Source organism: Methylomonas sp. MgM2 (genome assembly GCF_054172045.1).
In genome coordinates this window covers 90,063-110,552 of the sequence record NZ_JBSYXO010000001.1, presented here as the reverse complement: position 1 = coordinate 110,552, position 20,490 = coordinate 90,063, and the positions used below count along the sequence as shown (strand labels likewise).

Here is a 20,490-nt window from a genome sequence, read left to right as displayed (position 1 = left end):
CGTTCTTTGTCGTGCTACGGCTTCAGCCGAGGTTACGATTGAATACTTGGTATTCGGTTAAATCTGCTGCCGGGTTTATCTCCAGCACACGGGCGCGAAGATCTCGGTGGTCTATATAGGCTCCGCGTCGCTCCCACGTCTGACCGTTTTGTTCGATGCAGCGAATCAGCTCGATGCATTCGTCCAGATCAAATACCGGAAGCAACGGCCGGATTGCCTCATTGAAGCGTCTGTCCGCGGTGTTGTAGCTGGGGCTTGCCGTGTAGTACGCGCTTGCAAGCCGCACTACGGATTTCTCCCATTCCAGAGAGTCCGATATTTCCAGCAAAGCATCCCAGGTTTCGCGACCGACCTCCGGATATGCATCGCCAACAATCCAAGCTTGTAGCTGCTGGGCATGCTCCGGTAAGGACGCTGCCGTAAACCAAGCCAAGCATCGGGACGACACGTCGTTATCGACGACGTGCTGAATCGCGGTTTTGGCGTGATCAGCCAACAACTCGTAGATCGCGCCTGACCGCGATAGAAAGTGGATCAGGCAGACCAGCGCTGTGCCGCCAGTCGCTATTGTGCTGAAGTAATCCTTGTCGGCTTCGATCTGCGCCCGAAATTGGCCGGGGTTGCGGCTATGGAGTAGTGCCAGCGCACTGTAGTTGATGGGACGATTCTTCTCGCATTTTTCGTCCGTCAGCCGGAACACGAATTTCCAGAGGGCTCTGAATACGGCTTTTTCAACCTCCGGATTGAAGCGCGAGAAATACTTGCTCTGCAAGTATGCCTTCAGCTTCTTATCATCGATCAGAATGCCGGATGCCTGTTCAAGGTCTTCGACCAGATCACCCACAATCTGCTTCGACAGGATCGGGGCCTTCGTGAGGAGACCGTCAAGTGCGTTGCGGATCAGGGCACGGGCAGTGTCACGATTCGGGCGATGCAACTGAAAGTTCGCGTTGACTACCGGGTGTGCTGCAAGATGACGCTGCCGTTGCAGGTGGAGCAGATTCTCACGTTCGGCAATATCCAGTAACTGAGTCTGCTCAGCCACCGATTCCACCAGTTTCGTTTCCCACACCGGCGACCGTTCGTTATCTTGCTGCATCTGCCCAATCTCGGCCAGAATACCTTTGGCCTTGTCATCCCCGTAGAGATCAACCAAGTGCTGGAGCTTAAACAGCAGATCGCAAACCACGACGGACCAGAGCATCACGACCGCTGACCGATGGTTGCCTGCCGAATAGCAGCTCAACACCTCGAAAAAATATTCTTTGGTTCGTGCATCGAAAATTTGCGTTGCGCGCTGCTCAATTGAATACTCGTCCAGCATCAATCCACCTGATTAATAATCTCTACATAGCCGATCAGCTCCGCCGAATAGCTGCCATCCCCATTCGCTGCGCCCTTGTGCTTCAGTTCCCGCTGCAGTGTCGGCTCAACCACATGCGAGAACAGTTCCTGCCGTTGTTCTGGAGTAAACCTAGGAGACGTTGCTGGTGCCTGTAGGTATTGCTCAGCCTGACGCTCGACTACCGGAACCCGTGTACCATCCTGCTTGACGGCAATGGGTTGAACGACGACACGGCGTTCGCCGTTGCCTGCGGACGCCTCAACAATCCAGAGAGAAAGCAGAACTGGCGCGTCTACGTCCCCTGAAACCGCAATTCCAATATCCTCGGGCGGAACGCTGCGCCAGCGTCCAAGCTCTTCCTGTATCAGTGGATGATCCAGGCCCATCAGTTCGACGTTATCACTGCTCGTAGCCGTATTGCGGCTCAAGGTAAATCGTGCCCGACGTGCGCCATCAACAGTCACGAGGTCGTAGGTTTCGTTGTCGATCTTGACCAAGCGCTGCTGACGATCCACTACCGCTGCCGACAGGAAACGTACTAGCCGATCCAAACTGGATGACACGTCGGAAAAAGGCTTATAGTCATCGAGACTGAAGCCTTCGAGGTCTTGGAACAGATCGAACACCACCTGCCGCGCTTCGCGTGAATTCGAGAGCGCCGCTTCCAACTCCACCTGTGTGCGTTTCAATTCAGGGTCGGACAAAGCCTCCTGGTACAAGCGATCGTAATTGAGCCGCTCGGATAGCTGACCAAGAATCTGTGCACGCAGGTCTTCAGCGACGTTGCCTTGGTCATCGACCTTGCCGACCGTCTTGGCAATTTCCGTCAGCTTCTCATCCAGCATCAGGAAAATTCGCCCTTCGATGGTGTCAGACAATACGAGGTTGTACACCTGGGCAGTGTGATTCTGTCCATAGCGGTGGATACGCCCGATGCGTTGTTCCACATCCATCGGATTCCACGGTAAATCGAAATTGAACAGGATTCGTGCAAATTGCAGGTTTAAGCCTTCGCGGCCAGCTGCTGTACACACCAGAACACGAGGCCCGTCTTTTAGGCGGAATTTGCGTTCAGCCGCCAGCTTGGCACCGTGATCACCGCCACGCAGCACCACCACACCCTGGCCGGGATATGCCCGCTCAATCTCTCCAGCAATCAGGTCGACCGTGCCGAGGTAGGTGGCGAAGATGACGATCTTCTCGCTTGAATTTTGTCGCCACAGATAACCCAATCCATCCAGCAACTTCTGTGCCTTGGTCTCCCGTTGCTGTGGGAATACCTTTAATAGATCACCAATTCGTAAGCGCTCTTCTGGCAAATGGATTTCCACGACTGCAGAAGCAGCCTCTTCTGCATGGCTTGCAGAATATTCGCTGCCGTATGGATCTGATGCCAATTCCAATGCTTCTTCATCTAATCGTTTGACCAAACGGTACTTAAGGTCGGCGAGCACACGATCAACTTCGCTACGCCCAATACTGTCATAAGCTAGTCCGTATTGTTCATGGATTAGCTCTCTAGCTTCCTCAGTGAGGCGCTCCCTGCCTTCGATGTCGAGCTCCTTATCACGCAGAAGGGCCTCATGCAGTGTTAGCATCAACAATCGGCGCTTCAATGTCCGCCGAACAGCAGCAAAGCTTGATGCAGCGATTTTTTGGAAGATCGCCATAAGGAAACCAAGCGCACGCCCTTTATTACCTTGTCGGCGAGCGAGATCGAAGCCGTCTTCTAAATATTCGCGCAGCTTTTCATAGAACAGTCTCTCTTCTGGATTCATCAGAAAAGATTCTGTATGTACCCAACGACGTGCAAACAGCGGTGAACCATCAGGCTGACAAGCGTCGGCTTTAGTGCGCCGGAACATCACCGTGTTCAGGCGATGACGGTTGTCCAGCATTTCTTCGGGGCTATCAAATAAGGTCGGGTTTAGCAATCGAGCCAGCATCCAAAACTGGAAATGATTACCTTGGTGAGGAGTGGCAGACAGTAGCAGCAGATCACGCGAATGATCCTTTAGAGCTTCAGCTAGCTTATAGTTCTCTGTCTTTCTGACCTTGCCACCAGTACGATGGGCGGTCAGGTGGTGTGCCTCGTCGAAGACCACCAAATCCCAGCGTGGCGCATCCAGCATACGCCGAATCCGCGCAGGTCTCTTGAGCGTGTCGATGCTCGCGATCAGCCGGTCGTGCTTGGCGAAAGCATTAGTCTTGCGGTCGGTAATGTCGCCCTCGGAGCCGAACACCTCAAAATCGAGGTTAAACACTTGGTTCAGTTCGCGGTGCCAGTTATTCACCAGACCGGCAGGCACCACCATCAGCGCGCGGTTCAATTCACCCCGACTAGCCAACTCGCGCAAGATCAACGCGGTTTCGATGGTCTTGCCCAAACCCACCTCGTCTGCAATCAGATAGCGCCGAGGAGATGCGGTGGCAATGCGATGGGTTAGCACTACCTGATGCGGCAGCAGGTCGATTTTGGCGGAGGTCAGCGACGATGCGCTTTCCATCACAGGCAGCGCATGAGCCTCGTAAGATAGCCATGCCTTGCGTGCTCGTTCAATTCCTCCATCCACCGCTCGCAGAATGCTCTCGGTGCGCGATAGCTGGCGACGTACCGCGCCAACTGGCACACGGCGCTCACCAACGCCGAAGAAGGCGCGCAAGTAGCCATCACGCGCCGGGTCAAGAACGACGCCTTGGCCGAATTCGTAGTGGGTGATTCGGTCGCCTGGAGCAAAGCTGATGCCGATGTCTTCCAGCATCAAACCTCCAGCGCCAGTGCTTCGAGCCGATCTAGCCAACCAGCAAAATGCGGACAGGATGCACGGATGGCAGGGATACCGATTTTGTCCATCAAGGTTGGGCCGTCGGAGGTTTCCTTGTAACCTCCGACCATCGACATCAAACGCGCTTTGGGGTGAGTGGTTTCCCCGTGATTGATAAGTTCTGGTTCACCGGCTAGGGCGATGGCCTGCTGCACCTTTTGCTCCAGGATTGCCCGATCAAAATGCTTGGCTACGACATCCGGGGCACAAAAAACCCATGCTTCAAATTCATGCAGGGCCAGAAAGGGAATAAACCTTGGGTGGTTGATCTCAGCGCTCAACCGTTCTTGAACTGCAACTACATTGTCGCGAGGATTCCCCGAGCCGCGCGCTTCCTGATAACCGGGTACATCCTCCGGCAAACCGTAGAAATCGAGCAGCGTTGTAACCCAAGCGTTGCCATCCCGGGTCAGTGGTAGCAGACTGTCTTGAATTTTTTTCCAACTAGATACGCCGCCGCGATAACCGCCGCCACTCGGCAAGCGTTTAGTCCACAACACAATCGGCCCTTCGATAAAGATACCCCGCTCCGCAAGGTAAGGCTTCAAGGTTCGATTAACAAAAATCTCCTCCGACTGGCCTTCTACCAGCATTAGAAGCCGCGTCATGGACGGCCTCCCAACACATTCTTCTCCCACAGCTCGCCGATGCTAAATTCATCCAGCCAGTGCTTGAGTTTCTCCTCGTCCAACCGATTAAACGTGGTCTTAAGGCCATCGTTTTCGGCCACAATCACACTTTTGGGCTCGAAGTTATTTAGCAACGTGACTGATTGAGTTGCCAGAATCACCTGTACGCGCTTTGACGCGGCCTCGATCATTTCGGCCAGGATGCGAATGGCAAATGGATGCAGGCCAAGCTCGGGCTCATCCATCAAAATCAGTGCAGGTGGGCTGGGTTGTAACAACAATGTTGCCAGACAAATAAAGCGGATGGTGCCGTCCGACAGCGAATAGGCATCGAAATAGGCATCCGAGCCTTTTTGTCGCCATTCAAGCTTGATTTTCTGTTCGTTCAGGCGAGAAGGCGCGAGCTCGAAACGATCAAAGAACGGGGCCACTAACCGAATATGTTCTTCGATATGGCGCAACTGCACCGGGTGTTTCTCCTGCAACCAGTACAGGTAAGCCGGTAAATTGGCTGCATCGGGACGGAAGTTGCGGTTATCCGACACGTCACAGGTTTGTTTGGCCGGAGAGGTGTCCGAGGTGTCATGGAAGTGATACACGACCAGATTGCGGACCTTGGGGAATACAAATTGCGGAATCTTGTTATGGTACGACTTCGCCGCTTCCTCGAGCTTGCTTTCCTTGTGCCCCGTAGCAATTGGCTCGCCATAGTTCCAAAAACCGCTGTATTCCACGCGCTCGTACTCAAAGATTAGGGTGTCTTGCGCGGCCTTGAGCCTGAAGCCATAAGAGTTCTGGTCAAGGGCAAAGTCGAGTGCCAGCGCGGGCGTGGTTTTGCGCCCGTGGTGTAAAAACCGATCCGGCTCGCTCGCCACATACACTTGTAGGTTGTGCGACAGCACGCGCTCAAGGAGGCGGAACACGCCGATCAGATTCGATTTCCCTGATCCATTCGCACCGATGACCACATTGAGGTCACCCAACTTCAGCTCCGCGCTGGCGATGGATTTGAAGCCCTCGATTTTGACCTTGCGTAAGGTTTTCATCGCATCCTAGGTGATTCGCAAATGGAAGAGGCCCGCCGCTTTTGCGCTATTGCGCAGCATAATTTCCTGCGGGTATTCGTTGGCCTCGCCCCATAACAGGCGACCAAAGTCGAGTAGGCTGCCACGGTGCGGCGCTTCGCACAACCACGACACCGCATCAGTGGACGTCTGCACCTTGAGACGACTATCTCCTTGTGGCAACCAGAAGATCAGCGCAGCCTCGCCTGCATAGGCGTCCTGGAACGAGAGGATGGCGCGTTTGATCGTGTCTCCCAACCAGATTTCGCCCTGATCGGGAGCAAGAAGATCCAAGCTGCCTTCCAGGCCGGCCACCACCAGCGTCTGGTTGTCGTTACTGGGTAGGTCTTCTGGCCACCCATTTCCATTTGGCGCGGCGGCCAGTAAGAACTGCCTCAAACTCCACACCTCGCTAGCCTTACACACCGTATTACGTGCTTCCTCATCCCACAGCCAACTGGTTCCGCGCCGTTGCCACACCGTATCAAGCACTTGCCTCATTACGCATACTCTCCATCGTCATCGAACAGCGAAGCCTGCACAGGCTGGGGTCCCTGGCTAGCTTTCCATGAGTTGAAGATCGACACTGCACGCGATGCTGCGTTGCGAGTAGTTTGATCCGGCCCATTTTTCTGTAACCACTCCAGCAGCGGCTTGAGCGCCACGTGCGGCTTAAAGTTTTCGTTCTTCAATGTATCCAAGGCATTGATACCACTGCCATCGACGCATGCACCAATTAGCACCAGTGCCTGATCGAGATCGGATGTGAGTTTGCGTTTGTGCTTGCCGGACCAATCGCGGGCAAAGTCGAGCGGATTGGTGCGCGTGAACACCTTCTTAACCTCAGCGCACCAGCCACGCTGCACGAATTCGTCCGGCGTGGTGATGGTGCCGCGCAGGAACTTCTGCAACTGATCGCGCTTCATCTCGGTAGCCGTACCGAAAGTGCGCAAAAACTGGCGCGTCATCGGCTCGGCATTCACTGGTGGTGGCTCATTGCCCTTGTCGGCGTCTTCGTCGATGAGTTGGTTGATGCCGACCAGCGCATCCCTGACCGAAATCGTGCGCCCATCATCGACATAGACCTTGCCGTAGTGGCGAGAGAAGTATTCCAGCGCCTTGCCGCGCCGAATCACCTGGAGGTCGGCCGCGGGCAGGCCCTCCTTGGCGTGATTTTCCAGCATCGCCTGTAGTTGGCGTACGTCAGCCATCACTTCGCGGCGCATCCTTCCCCAGCTCACTGGTTTGGGTTCTTCCGTACGCTTACGACAGACGTGGATGATGTCGTACTCGATGGTCTTGGAGCCGAACTCGCCTTCGCCCTTGGTCTCGTCGGAGCGGATCGGATACGTCGCTTCGAGGTAGTACCCGGCGTCGAACAACGACTCCAGTACTGCCACCCACGGTTCGTCCTCGCTGTGGTGAAAGGTGAAGGCCAGGATGCCGCTGGGCTTCAAGAGGCGATGCGCCTCGCGCCAGCACTGGGTGAGTAGGCGCTGGTAGAAACCATCCGGATCTTCCGGCTCGCGAGCGCGGTTGGCCACTGCCTCCAGTGATTTGGGCGTGTATTCCGTCCCGAAAATCTGCGGGTACTGACCCTTGAGCGCCAGACGCAGCCAGACATAGAAGAAGTCAGACAGTTCCGAGTAGTGCAGCAAACCGCCGAACGGAGGATCGGTGATCACCAGATCGAGGCTGCTGCTTTCAAGCTGTGCCAGATCAGTGGATGAGCCCTGATGCACGGCCACATCCAGCACAGGATCGCCAGGGAAAACCTTTTCGCTCTTGCCACTCAGTTGGTCGGCCAATGCGGGATCACGACGCTTCAACGCTTCGATGCTGACCGAATCCCACGGTTGAGCTGCCCATTCGCGGCCTTCATTGATCCCATCCGTGCAAGAAGCCCAATTGCCACGTCCCAACACCGAAAAAACGCAGTTTTCAACGACATTGTTCTTCGGGTGATAGTTGTTGTTGCTCATGTGAGGCACGAGCTTGTCGTAACCACTGTCCCAGAAACAGAACAGGTTTTGATTGCGCAAATACTGCTGAAAGGCCCCGACTACAAACTCACGCACTTTCCAGTCGTAGTTCCCGACTTCGACTATAGCCTTGAGCAGTTGCGCGTGCACCAGCAACTGGCGTGGATTGAACATCGTCCACCAATGCGTGAAGCCGTGGTTCGGGACGCCACCTTGCAGGTGGTGGGTCATGAAGCCGTAGGGAAGTTCAGAACGCGGCCAGTAGTCCTTGAGGTCGTCATCCTTGCGCGCTTCCCATTCGGCGAACGCGGTGTCGTACTGCCGCGTGTGCGCTGTGCCATAGGCCGCGAAGAAGCGACCGCTGTACGGTTTGCCCGCCGCATCGCGCTTGGGCGCGTAGCCTTGCACCGCGTAGGCAGCCATCGGCCCGGTTTTGCCGGTGGCCTTGATAGTGGTCAACACATCCTGCACCGTGCCGCAGGCTGCGCAGGCGTAGTGCGATTTTTTCGGCACCGTTCCGTTTTCCGGTGCGAAGGTGATTTTCGTTTCTGGGCACTTCACCTCTTCCGGCAGTGCTCCACGCACCTCCAGCAGCCGAATCTTGGATGCGCGCTCACTGTCCCAACGCGTGGTCGCGGCCACATTGTCCTGCGCGGAGCCGCCGTAGGGCTGGCCTTCCGCATCCTGCTTGGGCGAACCCGCCAGCCATTGCGGATGCACTAGCAGACTGAATTCGACCTTCTTGTTCTTGCCCTTGCCGAGGTTGACCATCGCCGAATGACCACAATGCGGGCAAATAACACCCTTCCTTTGGTCGAGCACGGAGAATGGGAGTTCGGAAGGTCCTACATACAACGGCGCATCCGGGGCCATTCGGGCGGCGTTCTCCTCAACATGGAATTCGCCGCCGCATTTGCCGCAGGTGTGTTCCCAGTGCTTGACGCTGATTGTCTTCACTGCCATCACCGGACTGGTCATAATTGGTGTGCGGTGGCCGCAACCAGTAACCTGACAAGGGCCGTGTTTGGCCCAGAAGGTGTAGATGATCTCCGGTCCTTCGTAACGGTAGTCCTTGCGCTCGTCGCGCGGGATGGTCAGCGGGTCGAAATCGGCGGGCATCACCTTCCTGGTCGGCAAGTGCGTCCACGTCCCTTTCTCGCCTTCCGGGCCGTCGCAGTAGTAGTAGGGCATGATCTGCGGCTTGACTTCCGCCTCGATGTCAGAGAGCAGATTCTTCACTTCCTCAAGATCAACGTTGGCCAGCTCCTGCTTGACCACAAACCATGCGACCGGGTTGAGGTCGTTGCCGACCATCTGCATGCCGAGGCGCGAGCCTTCGACTAGTGTGGTGCCACCGCCCATGAAGATGTCGGCCACCTTCAGGTGCTTGAATGCGCCTTTCTTCTGGTGGTTGGCGTAGTAGTTGTCCCACACCAGCTTGGCGGCGTGCGATTTGTCCTCCGGGGCCTTGGTGGCCGCCGCGATCAACATCGAGCGGAACACACTAGAACGCCGCCGCGCCCACCATTTCGACATCTGATAAATCGGCTTGCCCGCATTGCCTTCGATAATCGCCACCTGATTGACCGGCAAGATCGGGAAATCGACCTCCAGGCAGGTCTTGGGGCGATCTGGGTCGTTGAAGTCAACGGTTTCAAGAGCAACGGCCTTGCCAGCGCCGACGGCCTTGGCGACTTCCTGAGCGAGTATTTGTTTTTTTGTTGCCATTAACGTGTTCTCCCAACTGCACCGACCGCTATTTGCGGCTGGAGTCTGGTGCGAAGTTGTTCGTAAATTGGTATCGAGATGTCTTCGGCCACCTCCAGGGTAACCGCAAGGCCATAAGGGATGGCGTCGTCAAGCCTTGCCGTTGCATCTTTTTTGCAAGCGATCTGTAACGAAATACTGTCGCCATCCTGATATGCGGTGATCTGCTTTGTGCCTTCAACCACCTCGTGTTGCACTGTGCCGCGCAACACTTGGTTGTGGTCTGCATCTTGGCGAGCTAGTTTAAGGGGCAAATCGCCCCAACCACCGACCGGGGAAAGTTCCAGTTTCGCTTCGCGGAAGTTCCGGTGGTCTGGATTGACAGGGCTGAACCATGCCAATGTCACCACCATTCGACGCCATACCTGGCTGCTGGAAAGCCCGGGAGGTAGCGGAAGCCGATACTCGTGAATTTCATTCTCACGAATTTCGCTACACCCCAGTACCGTGGCGCGCTGTTCAGTACACGCCAAGACTCGTTCAATTTCAACAGAGCCATAGCCAAGATATCGAGCCACCACTTCTTTGATCTTGCGTGAGTTTTCGGGGGTTTTCAGTGCGGCAGTGATTGCATTGCAAGCGTCCTCATCTTGCTTCGCACCATGTACCAACAAAGCCTTTATGAGTACTGAAATCAGCCCTTGCGGAATGTCCTCACCATGCTCTGTGCGGAGCGCATCAAGCACTTCGTAAATGCGTGCAGCGCTTCGTGTTGCCAAAGCAGCAGCGTTGCTGGTGCCCCGCAAATAAACGGTTTTTGAAATATCACCGGGCTGACTGCTATCCCAAGCTACTTTTTGCCCTGGGGCGCTGTAGCTTTTATCAATGTTGTAAACCGAATCTCGGTCGATCCGAGGTGTTGAATATAGTTGCCGACCGCCCGGCATAAGTATCTCTGGCTTGACCGAACGACGAAAACCGTGTCCAAGCCTTGCAGAAGGACTAAATAAAGATGTGCTTGGCAACAAGTCTGTACGCTGCCCTTGGTAATAGTTTCCGCTGTTGTCCGAATGCGTTGCGCCAACCGAGATGGCATTGATGGACTCTGCTGGAGACAGGATTCGCCGCCCAGACAAATCGGCCTGAATACATTTCAATACGTGCTCGACCTGCTGTTCGTTGGTCAGAGCACGAAAATCAGGCACGGACAGGCCTATATCAATTCGTTCCGGATAATTCCCGGCACTTACGCAGAAAAGCACCCGGTATTTCCATGAAAGCCAGTCAAGCAGCCTCGCCCAAGGGCTAGGGGTGTGAATAAAAGGGCGTGCAGGATCGCCGATGGACAAATTGATGACGCAAACACCAGGCGCTTGTGCGGGTACTGCACCTTCACCCTCAAACATCCGCCTGACCGCGCGTGCGATGCGGTCCTCAAAGAAAACCTCGTCGGGAACGTGTTCGCTCCGATTGCTTGGATCAGAGTGGGGGTCTGGCTGCATGATGGGCAGCACATAAACTAGGCGCGGCAAAGGATCAGACTGGCCGTCCACCATCTCACCATGCACTACTAAAGATGCCATTGCCGTGCCGTGCTTTCTCTCACCCGGCTGATACTGCGCGGAAAGATTATCCGGGTCGTCAAACAACAAACGCCCCTTCAGCGCCTGATGCTGCAAATTGGGAGCGCCATCAAGAATGGCCGCAACCGGCGGTAGCTCAACCATACCCCCGGAAATTTCAGTTTCAACACCATCATCAGCTTCTGTTGCAGCAAGACTTTGCCCAGTAGGTCGGAAGTACATAACACCATGAAATTTGAAGAGCTGGATGTCCGTGTCGTGGGTGTCTGAATTCAGATCTATCAATAGCTGCTGGATACGTTCTGCTGGTAATTCAGCCTTTACCGCGTGAAACGCAATTTCCGGCATGTCGATAAAACTACCCAACGCCCGGCCGCCGGCAGCTTCTAGCAACGAAGCTACGTTGTGCTCAGCTTGCGAACGCCTCTCTGCTGATTTGTGATAAAACAGCTCAATCTGACAATGGATCGGCTGTCTGGGATTGATGGGGTCAAGCAAATCCCGCCAGCGATCTAACATGCCCGTCTCGCGCAGTGTTTCTTCGATACCCCAGCGACGGATTTGTACCATCTGGTTGAACACATCTCGCCATTTGGTTTTGCCAGTTGGCAGAGTCTGGTTGTTCTTCCATTGATCCCATAGCGACAAGAGTTCCCTCATTCCTGCTTCATTGCTAAGCGACAGGAATATTCGGCCCTTTACGGTTTTTCCTGTCGGCTCCCCTTTGGTATTGCGCTCGAAGAAATCTTCATTGGGAGGAATGTCGTCAACATCCCATTCACCCAACCATTCCAGACCAATGGCTTCTAAGGCCTGTCGGAAATCGTTAACGTTGCCTGCTATTTCAATCACCAGAACAGTTTCCGGTTCTAGCCCAGCTACTGAACCACTGACATTGGCTTTGTAGCGGTCGAACTCCTGCTGTAGAGACGTCAGTTGCGCGCCGAGACGAACCACCTGTTTTCCGTGTCCGGGAACATTGGGCTGGCTTGATGGAAAGCCATTGCCCTTGGGCGGAGCTATCGTTTTTGCCTGCGGGAATACCAGAAGGGGAAGAGAATTTGCCATCAGCGATCTGCCCCTTCTTTGGCCGTTGCCGTGCTCTCATCTCCGGTTGGCTTCAATCGGCTTTTCCACTGCTCTAGCTTGAGTTTGGTTACTTGCTGGGCATTTTCTGCTTTCATGTCGAGCACAGCTCGGCGAACAACGCCAAGACAGAACTCTTCGGTTTCGGCAAAATTCAGTCCGAGCAGATGTTTTGCCAAGGTTGCTGGCTCATACCCAAAATTCACATTGCACCGCTGACCAATCGAAGTGATGTATTGCGTCAGTTGCTCGCGTGTCGGAGTTGGCAGCGCAATGCGCAATTGGAAGCGTCGCCAGACGGCTCTATCCAGAAGCTCAGGATGATTACTGGCTGCGACCACAACCACGTAGTCAGGCATTTCGTCCAGCTGCAACAGCAATGTACTGACAACGCGTTTTATCTCCCCCGTTTCATGGGTATCACCGCGCTCTTTTCCCAAAGTTTCAAACTCATCAAAGAACAAGACGCAACGCTGCGTCCTTGCATAATCCAGCACACTCTTCAATCGGCTGGAGGTTTCGCCAAGATAGCTTCCAACCAAGGTTTCATAGCGAATGACGATGAGAGGGTACATCAGCTCAAACGCCAGCGCCTCAGCCAAAGTTGTTTTGCCATTTCCCGGCGGGCCAGCGAGCAAAATTCGGTTTCTTGCCCGCAGATTGTGAGCATGCAGCAGCTCTGCACGATGCTGCTCTTCGACAAGCTCTTGTACCTGATTCCTGATTTTCTCGGGCAGCACCAGGCTGCTTAGATTGCGCTCTGGCGTAATTTCGTAGAATAAATCTTTACTTGCGCTGCTATCGTTTGTTCTTGCGGCGGGAGGTCTCACAGGTTGAACTGCGCTAGTTTGCAACGCTTTTGTCAGCCGCTCAGCCAGTAATCGATGCCCTTTTTGTTTTTCTTCTTGGATCAGAGCTTCAGCCGCTTTCCGAAACGCAAGCAGATCTCCGCTGGTCGCGGTTTTAAGCAGGTCAACCAATAAATCAGCTTGTGCCATTAGATGTAGCTCCAAAAAATACGCAAGCAACTACTCATTTGCTTATTTCAACAAACGGCGACAGCACCTCCAGCAGCGAGAGGCCACCGTGTGTCAGCGTCGGGTACCCGCCCTGGCTGCGCCACTTTCTGCGACCCAGAGCCAACAGGTGTGGCCCGTGCGGGCTGTCGATTTGCAATGCGACCGGTGGAATGAAAGGGCCTGCATCACCATTACCTGCCTTGCTGCGCCCGCTGGAAAAAGTCTGCTTGAGGTGAGCGGCAACCTCACCATCGGCATCGGGAAAGTACCCTGTGGCAGCGTAACCGTGATCCGAGGTGATAACTAGGCGTCGCCCGGTGGCGAGACGCTCAATAAAAGCCCAAAAATCGTCACTGGAAAGATTCTGCGCAGCATCTTTGGTCAGCAGCTCCAAACCCTGGCCTGCACTGTAGTCATGCAGCTTAGCGTCCGGCCAGTGGTGCCAAAATACCCAGTTCTTCGCTCCCGAGGCACTGCCCACCAGGCTTTCACAGTCCTTCCACGGCAGATCGATGGTTTCGGTCTGCGCTGGTTGCAGTTTGTGAACCAAACCGCCGCTGTTGGCCTGCAACTGGCTACGGCTGGCCCAGCCCAGTGCTCGGGCAAATTCGTTGGTTTCACCGGGCAATTCGGAGGCTGTGGCAGTGACGCTGTTCAAGGTAAAGCCACGTTGTTTGGCTCCCTGCAATATCCAGGGCAATTCGCGTAGGCTCAATGCATCTAGAATCAGCACGGCGCGAGCAGCGCTATTGCCATAACTTGGTTCGTTCCACCAGTGCGCAAGACGGTCGGAGGTGCGTTCCACACCGCTGATGTCTGGCTGGCCGAAGCTTTGCCATAAATCCCAGCCGCTCGAGGCAAGAAACAGATCGAGTTCGCCGATTTCGCGCTCGCGCTTGACTACCTCTCCAGGGGCATTGCCCTCCGCTAATGGTCTTGCTGCAATTTCGAATGTACGTTCGATGATGAAACGCCACGCATCTATAGTGGAGCACTGAGTCAGGTGCTGTAATATTCCTGCATCGAGTGCCATCAGTTTTCTTCCTTCTCAAGGCTCAGCTCGAAAGTCATGCCGTCGGGCAGTTTCTTGAGCAGTTCCTTTAGCTGCGCGCCGGTAGCAGCAGACACCTTGATCGTGATCTCACTGTTGGCTTCGCCAACGAATTTCAAGGCGTCCACCAGGCGACTATTTGTACTCCCAATTGAGGCAAGTCGAATCTCGTGTATCGGGGAAGCAGGGCCTATACCCCAGCCTTCAAGCTTACCGATCAGGTTGAGCGGTGAAGTTGGCGGGTTAGAAAGTGGGATGCGTGGTTTTGTGGTAGCACTTGCACCTCCGAAAATACCGCTCGGCGAGGGTGAAGTGCCGGGCTGGGGCTCGTTTACGCCAGGGATAGGAACTGTGCCACCGCCAACTATGACTTCGCCGTTTCCACTCACAGGCGGCTGTGGCGTAGCTGGGGTGGTGCCACCGGTTGCAGGCACCGCCGATGGTTCCATCAGAAACACTTCATCAAGCTGACGCCCAGTGTAGGAGAGTTTGGGTCGCAAGCGTCGCCACGCGGATTCTTCGTCTTCGCCTGCGTGGGTTTGCAGGTGTTCCAGATTTCGCAGGTTGATAGCAATCTTGCCGCGTGCGCACAAACGCAAGATACGTTCTTTCATCGCGGTTTCACCTAGCCAGGGGATACAATCCTGACCTGCCGGGCGTGGCTCCTGCAGTTCGCGCAACAGCTTGCCGAGGGGTGCGTTCTCCGAAGCAGCTTCAAGCACGAGGTCTTCGAAGTCTTCGGGAACGAAGAGATCGTTGGTCAGCGTTTCCTCAATACCTTCAGGGATTTGAGCCCCTTGCTTTTTGATGTGTTCAACACTGAAAAGGGACTGCTGTGGATTCTGGTGGTCGTAACGGTGCAGGACGGCGAACCGGTCAAATCGTTTCTTCAGGTTATCACGCAGGGTGCCTTCGAATTCTTTGTGCAGCTTTTTGTATTCCGGGTTCTGGCCACTCCATTCATGCGCCTTCATTTCAGCGCGGGCGAGGATGAGCAGGTCGCGATCCAGGAATGCATTGGTGGAACCAGATCGAGGCAGTAAGAAGCGAATGGTGTTGCGGCGCTTTTGCAGGTGATCTTTGAGCCAACGACCCAACGTCTGGTCGATTTTTTCTGGTTCCTCCGGCAGTACCAGTACCGGCAAACGCTCATCCCAGCGCTCTGGCTGCTCTGTTTCGTCGAGCGATTTCCATGGATCTGTTTGCCACGTCTTAGGCAATGGAATGACGCGGAATTTACCAGCGGCATCTTCGCTGCCGCCAATGATGTAGCGAACCTGCTTGGCAAGCTGGGCCTGATCAGACCCGTCGGTGAACAGCTTGTCATTGCGGGCACATGCCATCAATTTGGCACGTGGGTTTTCTTCCTCTCGGAAGACTAGGCGGAGGCCCTCTTGATGGATGTTGAAGCTGTTCTCAACAATAGTTGCCAGCTCGACCTGAAAGGCGTTGCTGTCCACTGGTTTGTTGCGGGTAATGTCCACCTGCAAAGTAGCGGGATCGGCCCCTGCGAGGTTGCCGACGGCAATCGACCGCAGCCACAGTGCGCCAACGATCTCTTGCAAGTGTGGCGCAAGGTTGGCATGGTCGTATACCGCTTCGGTCACCGAAATAATGTTGTGCTGTGCCTTTTCACGCAGGGTGCGATGATGCTCGTTGGATACCGAATCCAGTAGCGCGCCAATGCCCGAGGTATCGTCATCCAGCCGGAAATCGGCTGCCGTAAGTACGGGCACAGCTTCGCCTTGACTCTTGTAAAGATTGGCCAAGATGCGAATCATGTCCCGCGTTTCCTGCGCGTCTGTAGCGATCAGCACCTGTTCCTCAAGCAGACGCAGCAGGTGTGGTGCGTAAGGCCAGGATTCGGTGAACTCGCGGCGCTTGCGATCTTGCTCTGCTGGCGGCACATCAAGCAGGCGGAAGTACTCTGAGACGTGCTGGGCGACCAGTGATTCAATGGTGCTGTCTGCAATCTGCAGACGGTTGTCGAACAGACGGTGCAACAGCATTCGCCTCCGGTCCTGCTGGATACGCTCGGCATTGCCACCCGCCTTGAAATCAATCGCCACCGGATTGACGCGGTGCACCTGCTGGTAGGCGTCGCTGCCGCCATTTCGAACGGAGATAACCAGAACCAACAGATCAGGCCGCTCTTTGGCAATCTCCGAAAGGATCTGGATAAAATTAAATGCCCAATTCTTCCAAGGGTACTGCTTTGTGTTGGTCAGGCCGTCGAACCAAGTCTGGAATTCATCAAGCAACAGCATCGTTGGTGTGTGCTCAAGGAGCTCGACGATGAGCTTGTCGGAGGGGATGTCAGTCTTGGCTGCTCCCATACCTTCCCACTTACCCTTGATGAATTCACCGCGAGGATGACGTTCAAAAAGCAAGTCCCATAGGAATTTGTAGCGCTGGCGGTGCAGGCTCTCACCAATGACCAGCATTTCATTGCGCAAGGCAATCTTGCCGATATTGGCGTCTCCCAACGTGGTAGCCCAAGAATTCAGCCATGCGCTGGTCGATTTGGCATCGCTGACGGCGTGATACAATGCAGCCATCAAGTGAGACTTACCCAGGCCACGCTCACCGATCACAACCACCGGACGCCCCTGATTGGGGCCGACGGCCTCAATGCCCTTCAAAAGGTCATGGGTCGGATACGTGATCTCCAAGAACTGCTGTGAGGCAATCTGTGTCGCACCGGTGTTGGAGTCGTTGGAGAGCTCAATGGCGGTCCCTTTGAGGCGCTTGCCTCGAAATTCTTCTCGTAGGGTCAATCCAAGCATTTACTTTCGATCTCCATTGTTCGGTTTGGCCTCAGGCATTACTATCGTGTTCACGGCTTGTTTAAAGTCTATCCATCGACTGCTGCTTGATCCAGCTATCGATTTCGGCTCGCGAAAAGCGCCAGCTCCCACCAACTTTGAAAGCGGGAATTTGCTTTGCAGCCGCCAGTCTATAGATCGTTCGCTCCGTGACCTTCAGGTAGTCGGCGACCTGCTTGATAGTGAGGATTTCGCCCTCGCTGGTACTTGATGACATATTGATGGCCAAATTAGGACAAACTTTGACAGGATAGTGCAAAATTTTCAATGCATCAATTATAGGCGCATGAATTCTCTTCAAACTTTTGTGTGAGAGATACTAGAAATGGTGTATTGGGTTTGATTTAGATGTATGTGCTTGGAGAATGATCCAGTCAGATCAGCACATCTTCATTTGCCAATGAAACTGTCTCATTGACTATTATGGTTAAAGTAAGACTCCTCGGATTCATTTAGGACGCATAGCATTTGGCCCTTAATGCTATCTCTGTAACCTCGTATCAGTAGTCTGCATCGTCTAAATTACCTGTTTCCAAAGTCGGCAAAGGTCTAAAAGCAGTAGTTCAGCGTGGATCAGCATGGTCTAGGCCGCTCATTGCGGCCCCATACCCCAGCCTTCAAGTTCCGATTGCCGTTTGACCGTAGGCACATCCAGATCGGTCATCCTGCCTTGGGTGCGGGTCAAAGTGTCTTGGCGACCGCTGGAGAATGCGCCGTATTTCTGGGGATTGAGTCGGCTGCCGGTGCCGGTGAGTTGATCGAGATTGAGCATCGACGCGGCGTTGGCAGCGGTCGGCAAATGCCCGGTCTGAGCCAGAATTGCCAACCACTCGTCCAGATTGACTTGGGTCCAGTCCACACGATCCAAGTCACCAACTTTGATGCCGGTACAACTGGGACTTTCCGGCGTACCGAAATCCATGCCCAACTGCGGTTTGATTTGTTCGTTGAGAATGCGTGCTAGCGGCGAGTTATAGCAGCAATAACTTTCCTTGCGCACCCAACACACGCCAGCCACCTTGCTTTCGCAAAAGGTACCGAGGTCCGTGCAGACTTTAAGCTGTTTTTTGGCGGCGAGTTCGTATTCCGGTTCTTCGCAGGAGTAGACGATCTGGATGATCATGATGATGATCATCACTACCGTATACGCAGTCATCAGGGTGCTGAGCAGTTCGCCGGCGACCGCGGCACCACCACCCAGCTCAACGCCGCCCGACTGTGCAGCCGGGGTCAAGTTGCCCGCCGAGTCGAAGGCCGCCTGGCCACCGGCGCTGAACAAGGCATTGCCGGCCGCTTCGCCAAAGGTCTGGCCAATCCATTCCGCCACGGACTTCATCAATTCGCCTTTCAGCGAGTCGAGCAAGCCTTGCGAGGCAATATCACTGGTACTGAGCATGTCGGTGCCGACCAGGTCATTCACTGTCGAGGCAAAGTCCGCCTGAAAACTGTTCCAGGCATCGCCGGCCAGCGTAAACGGGGTGCGCATGGTTTCCCAGGCGCCTCGAATGGCCGAAGTGCTATCCATGGCCATGACGGCACTATCCATCTGACTGGTTGCCAACAGTAAATCGATATACCGTCCCAAACCCATGGCTCCCTCCGGCGTTTCGCAGCAATCGACCAGACTCAACGCGCCGCCGACCATCTTGCAACTGGCCGGTTTGCCTTGGAATACCTCACAGGTGGTCGGATCCTTTTGCTGCAGGTCGGCATTGGCATAGTCACAATGTAAATCCATCGCCATTTGCTGAGCGCTGTTGAGTAACGCGACCGCCTTGCTGAAATCCTGGCTCTGGGTGCGATTCACGGTAATGCAATCTTCGCCCATGCAGCGAATCGGCCCGGCACACTGCTGCTGGGTATGGCTTTGGATCGCGGGAATACCCACCGTTTGCCCGCAGTCGTAGGTATCGACGCTGTCCCAGCAAGTGCCGGAGGCCAATACACTGGTACATTGGCTTTTGATGAACGAGCAGCCTTGGGTTTCCAACGAATCACAGGTTTTGTTGGGTATACCGTTCGCTGGCGGCTCCAAACAGTGTGTGCCGGCGGTATCGGTCCAGCATTGGCCGTACTGATTCAGATCGCAGTTCCCAGCAGCCTGGATGTTCATACAGGTATTGCTTATCCCACTTGAGCTGGCCACCGGGGCTTGGGCCAAGTCCGAGCCGCAGACCATGACTTGCGAAGTCGGATCGACGTAACAACCTGAAGCGTTGGCGGGATCGTTCGTGCAACTCATTTGGCTGCCGGCTTGGCAAATACCATCGGTAATTGCGTTGGCCAGATTCTGACAATTTGGCCCACTCCAGCTCCATTCGTCCTGGGTGATCAGTTTCGACAGGTCATAGCGCAGCCGAATTCGCGAATAACCTTCGCCGCGTCCGGAAACGCGGGTTTCTTCTTTGAACACCTTGATGCCGCTACTGTTGAAGGCATACAGCACATTAGTGTTGGGATATTCGTTCCAACTGGTGTAAAGCTCGCAATCCCCAAACCAGCCGCTGGCACCGGTATAGATCAATTGATTATCGTAATAGACCCGAGTGTGGTCATCGTACTTGACGTATTCCAGCGTGGCGCTGGTGATGGCCTCAGGATGCAAAACCTCGTATTGGACCTGCCAAGTAAACAAGCCGCAATCCGATTCCCAGTAATCGTCACCGACTCGGCCGACATACAAATCCATACAGCCTGGCCCGCAACTGGAAAACCCACCATCGCCACTGACGAAGCGGATCAAGGGTTCGACATTGACTTGGTGAGTGGAGGTACAGCTTTGCGGTACCGTCGGTTGCCTGAGACAGAGCTGGTAATCCGGGATCCGCACCGCTTGCTGGGTTTCGGTTTGAGTCGTCGTGGTCGTGCAGTCCGCGAACGACTGTGCCCACGGGGTGAAATCGCTGAACACCTGATCGCCGGCTTGCCAGAGTGAGTCAGCCTGTAAGTCCGGGTGTGACTGGTGAGCATTGTCCATCAGGGTACGATAGGCTTCGCCGGTGAAGCTGGTTTCGCCGTTCAAGACGGTCTGTGCATCCAGACCCGCAGCCAGTGTGCCGGGATTGTTGCCGTAGAGATTGGCAAAGTCGCTGGTTGTGGTGGAAGTGCTATTTGTATCCGGAAACAAGGTACCGATCGAAATGGCGCTTTCCTGAGCCGTCCCTGGATTCAAGGTCAGCGTGCCGTTGCCGGTATCGAGCGGAAACGCAAAGCCGCCGAGGACTTGCTGCCCCAATTGTTGACCATCGCGTCCGGCCGCCTGAATCGCATCCGCCCAGGAGACGCCAAAAGGCGTCCAGGCCAGCGTAACGCACAGTATCGCTGACAGGCTTTGCGTGACAAATGCGTGGGGTTCAAAAAATTCTCTCATCGTC

Annotated in this window: 12 protein-coding genes; all 12 read right to left on the bottom strand. The window is 54.8% G+C overall.

The window, feature by feature from the left end:
• Positions 1-22 precede the first annotated feature (22 nt).
• The gene (locus ACW73I_RS00480) at positions 23-1,324 is read right to left on the bottom strand and encodes a hypothetical protein (protein ID WP_458027228.1); all 1,302 of its coding nucleotides are present in this window, start codon (positions 1,322-1,324) and stop codon (positions 23-25) included.
• A complete protein-coding gene (locus ACW73I_RS00475; RefSeq protein ID WP_458027227.1) occupies positions 1,324-4,107 on the bottom strand; it encodes a DEAD/DEAH box helicase in 2,784 nt (927 codons plus the stop codon). The genes ACW73I_RS00480 and ACW73I_RS00475 overlap by 1 nt, the downstream gene beginning before the upstream one ends.
• Positions 4,107-4,778, bottom strand: coding sequence for a DUF4276 family protein (locus tag ACW73I_RS00470; protein ID WP_458027226.1), 672 nt, complete (start codon positions 4,776-4,778; stop codon positions 4,107-4,109). The genes ACW73I_RS00475 and ACW73I_RS00470 overlap by 1 nt, the downstream gene beginning before the upstream one ends.
• Positions 4,775-5,845, bottom strand: coding sequence for an AAA family ATPase (locus ACW73I_RS00465; protein WP_458027225.1), 1,071 nt, complete (start codon positions 5,843-5,845; stop codon positions 4,775-4,777). Before ACW73I_RS00465 ends, ACW73I_RS00470 begins: the two co-directional genes overlap by 4 nt.
• Positions 5,846-5,851: 6 nt before the next feature.
• The gene (locus tag ACW73I_RS00460) at positions 5,852-6,364 is read right to left on the bottom strand and encodes a hypothetical protein (RefSeq protein WP_458027224.1); all 513 of its coding nucleotides are present in this window, start codon (positions 6,362-6,364) and stop codon (positions 5,852-5,854) included.
• The gene (locus tag ACW73I_RS00455) at positions 6,364-9,573 is read right to left on the bottom strand and encodes a DUF1156 domain-containing protein (protein WP_458027223.1); all 3,210 of its coding nucleotides are present in this window, start codon (positions 9,571-9,573) and stop codon (positions 6,364-6,366) included. Before ACW73I_RS00455 ends, ACW73I_RS00460 begins: the two co-directional genes overlap by 1 nt.
• On the bottom strand, positions 9,573-12,203 hold the full coding sequence (locus tag ACW73I_RS00450) for a S8 family peptidase (RefSeq protein WP_458027222.1): 2,631 nt from the start codon (positions 12,201-12,203) through the stop codon (positions 9,573-9,575). The genes ACW73I_RS00455 and ACW73I_RS00450 overlap by 1 nt, the downstream gene beginning before the upstream one ends.
• Positions 12,203-13,219 (bottom strand): AAA family ATPase, encoded by a 1,017-nt coding sequence (locus tag ACW73I_RS00445; RefSeq protein WP_458027221.1) that lies wholly within the window; start codon positions 13,217-13,219, stop codon positions 12,203-12,205. Before ACW73I_RS00445 ends, ACW73I_RS00450 begins: the two co-directional genes overlap by 1 nt.
• 34 nt (positions 13,220-13,253) lie before the next feature.
• A complete protein-coding gene (locus ACW73I_RS00440; RefSeq protein WP_458027220.1) occupies positions 13,254-14,273 on the bottom strand; it encodes a hypothetical protein in 1,020 nt (339 codons plus the stop codon).
• Positions 14,273-17,077, bottom strand: coding sequence for a DUF499 domain-containing protein (locus tag ACW73I_RS00435; RefSeq protein ID WP_458027219.1), 2,805 nt, complete (start codon positions 17,075-17,077; stop codon positions 14,273-14,275). The genes ACW73I_RS00440 and ACW73I_RS00435 overlap by 1 nt, the downstream gene beginning before the upstream one ends.
• Positions 17,078-17,138: 61 nt before the next feature.
• Positions 17,139-17,333, bottom strand: coding sequence for a methylation-associated defense system helix-turn-helix domain-containing protein MAD1 (mads1, locus tag ACW73I_RS00430; protein WP_255188580.1), 195 nt, complete (start codon positions 17,331-17,333; stop codon positions 17,139-17,141).
• Between the two features lie 375 nt (positions 17,334-17,708).
• Positions 17,709-20,486 carry a conjugal transfer mating pair stabilization protein TraN gene (gene traN, locus ACW73I_RS00425; RefSeq protein ID WP_458027218.1) on the bottom strand — a complete coding sequence of 926 codons (2,778 nt, stop codon included), beginning with the start codon at positions 20,484-20,486 and terminating at the stop codon, positions 17,709-17,711.
• Positions 20,487-20,490 lie beyond the last annotated feature (4 nt).

Coding starts and splice junctions, on each gene's coding strand:
- ACW73I_RS00480 (WP_458027228.1), bottom strand. CDS start 1,324: ATGCTGGACGAGTATTCAATTGAGCAGCGCGCAACGCAAATTTTCGAT.
- ACW73I_RS00475 (WP_458027227.1), bottom strand. CDS start 4,107: ATGCTGGAAGACATCGGCATCAGCTTTGCTCCAGGCGACCGAATCACC.
- ACW73I_RS00470 (WP_458027226.1), bottom strand. CDS start 4,778: ATGACGCGGCTTCTAATGCTGGTAGAAGGCCAGTCGGAGGAGATTTTT.
- ACW73I_RS00465 (WP_458027225.1), bottom strand. CDS start 5,845: ATGAAAACCTTACGCAAGGTCAAAATCGAGGGCTTCAAATCCATCGCC.
- ACW73I_RS00460 (WP_458027224.1), bottom strand. CDS start 6,364: ATGAGGCAAGTGCTTGATACGGTGTGGCAACGGCGCGGAACCAGTTGG.
- ACW73I_RS00455 (WP_458027223.1), bottom strand. CDS start 9,573: ATGGCAACAAAAAAACAAATACTCGCTCAGGAAGTCGCCAAGGCCGTC.
- ACW73I_RS00450 (WP_458027222.1), bottom strand. CDS start 12,203: ATGGCAAATTCTCTTCCCCTTCTGGTATTCCCGCAGGCAAAAACGATA.
- ACW73I_RS00445 (WP_458027221.1), bottom strand. CDS start 13,219: ATGGCACAAGCTGATTTATTGGTTGACCTGCTTAAAACCGCGACCAGC.
- ACW73I_RS00440 (WP_458027220.1), bottom strand. CDS start 14,273: ATGGCACTCGATGCAGGAATATTACAGCACCTGACTCAGTGCTCCACT.
- ACW73I_RS00435 (WP_458027219.1), bottom strand. CDS start 17,077: ATGCTTGGATTGACCCTACGAGAAGAATTTCGAGGCAAGCGCCTCAAA.
- mads1 (WP_255188580.1), bottom strand. CDS start 17,333: ATGTCATCAAGTACCAGCGAGGGCGAAATCCTCACTATCAAGCAGGTC.
- traN (WP_458027218.1), bottom strand. CDS start 20,486: ATGAGAGAATTTTTTGAACCCCACGCATTTGTCACGCAAAGCCTGTCA.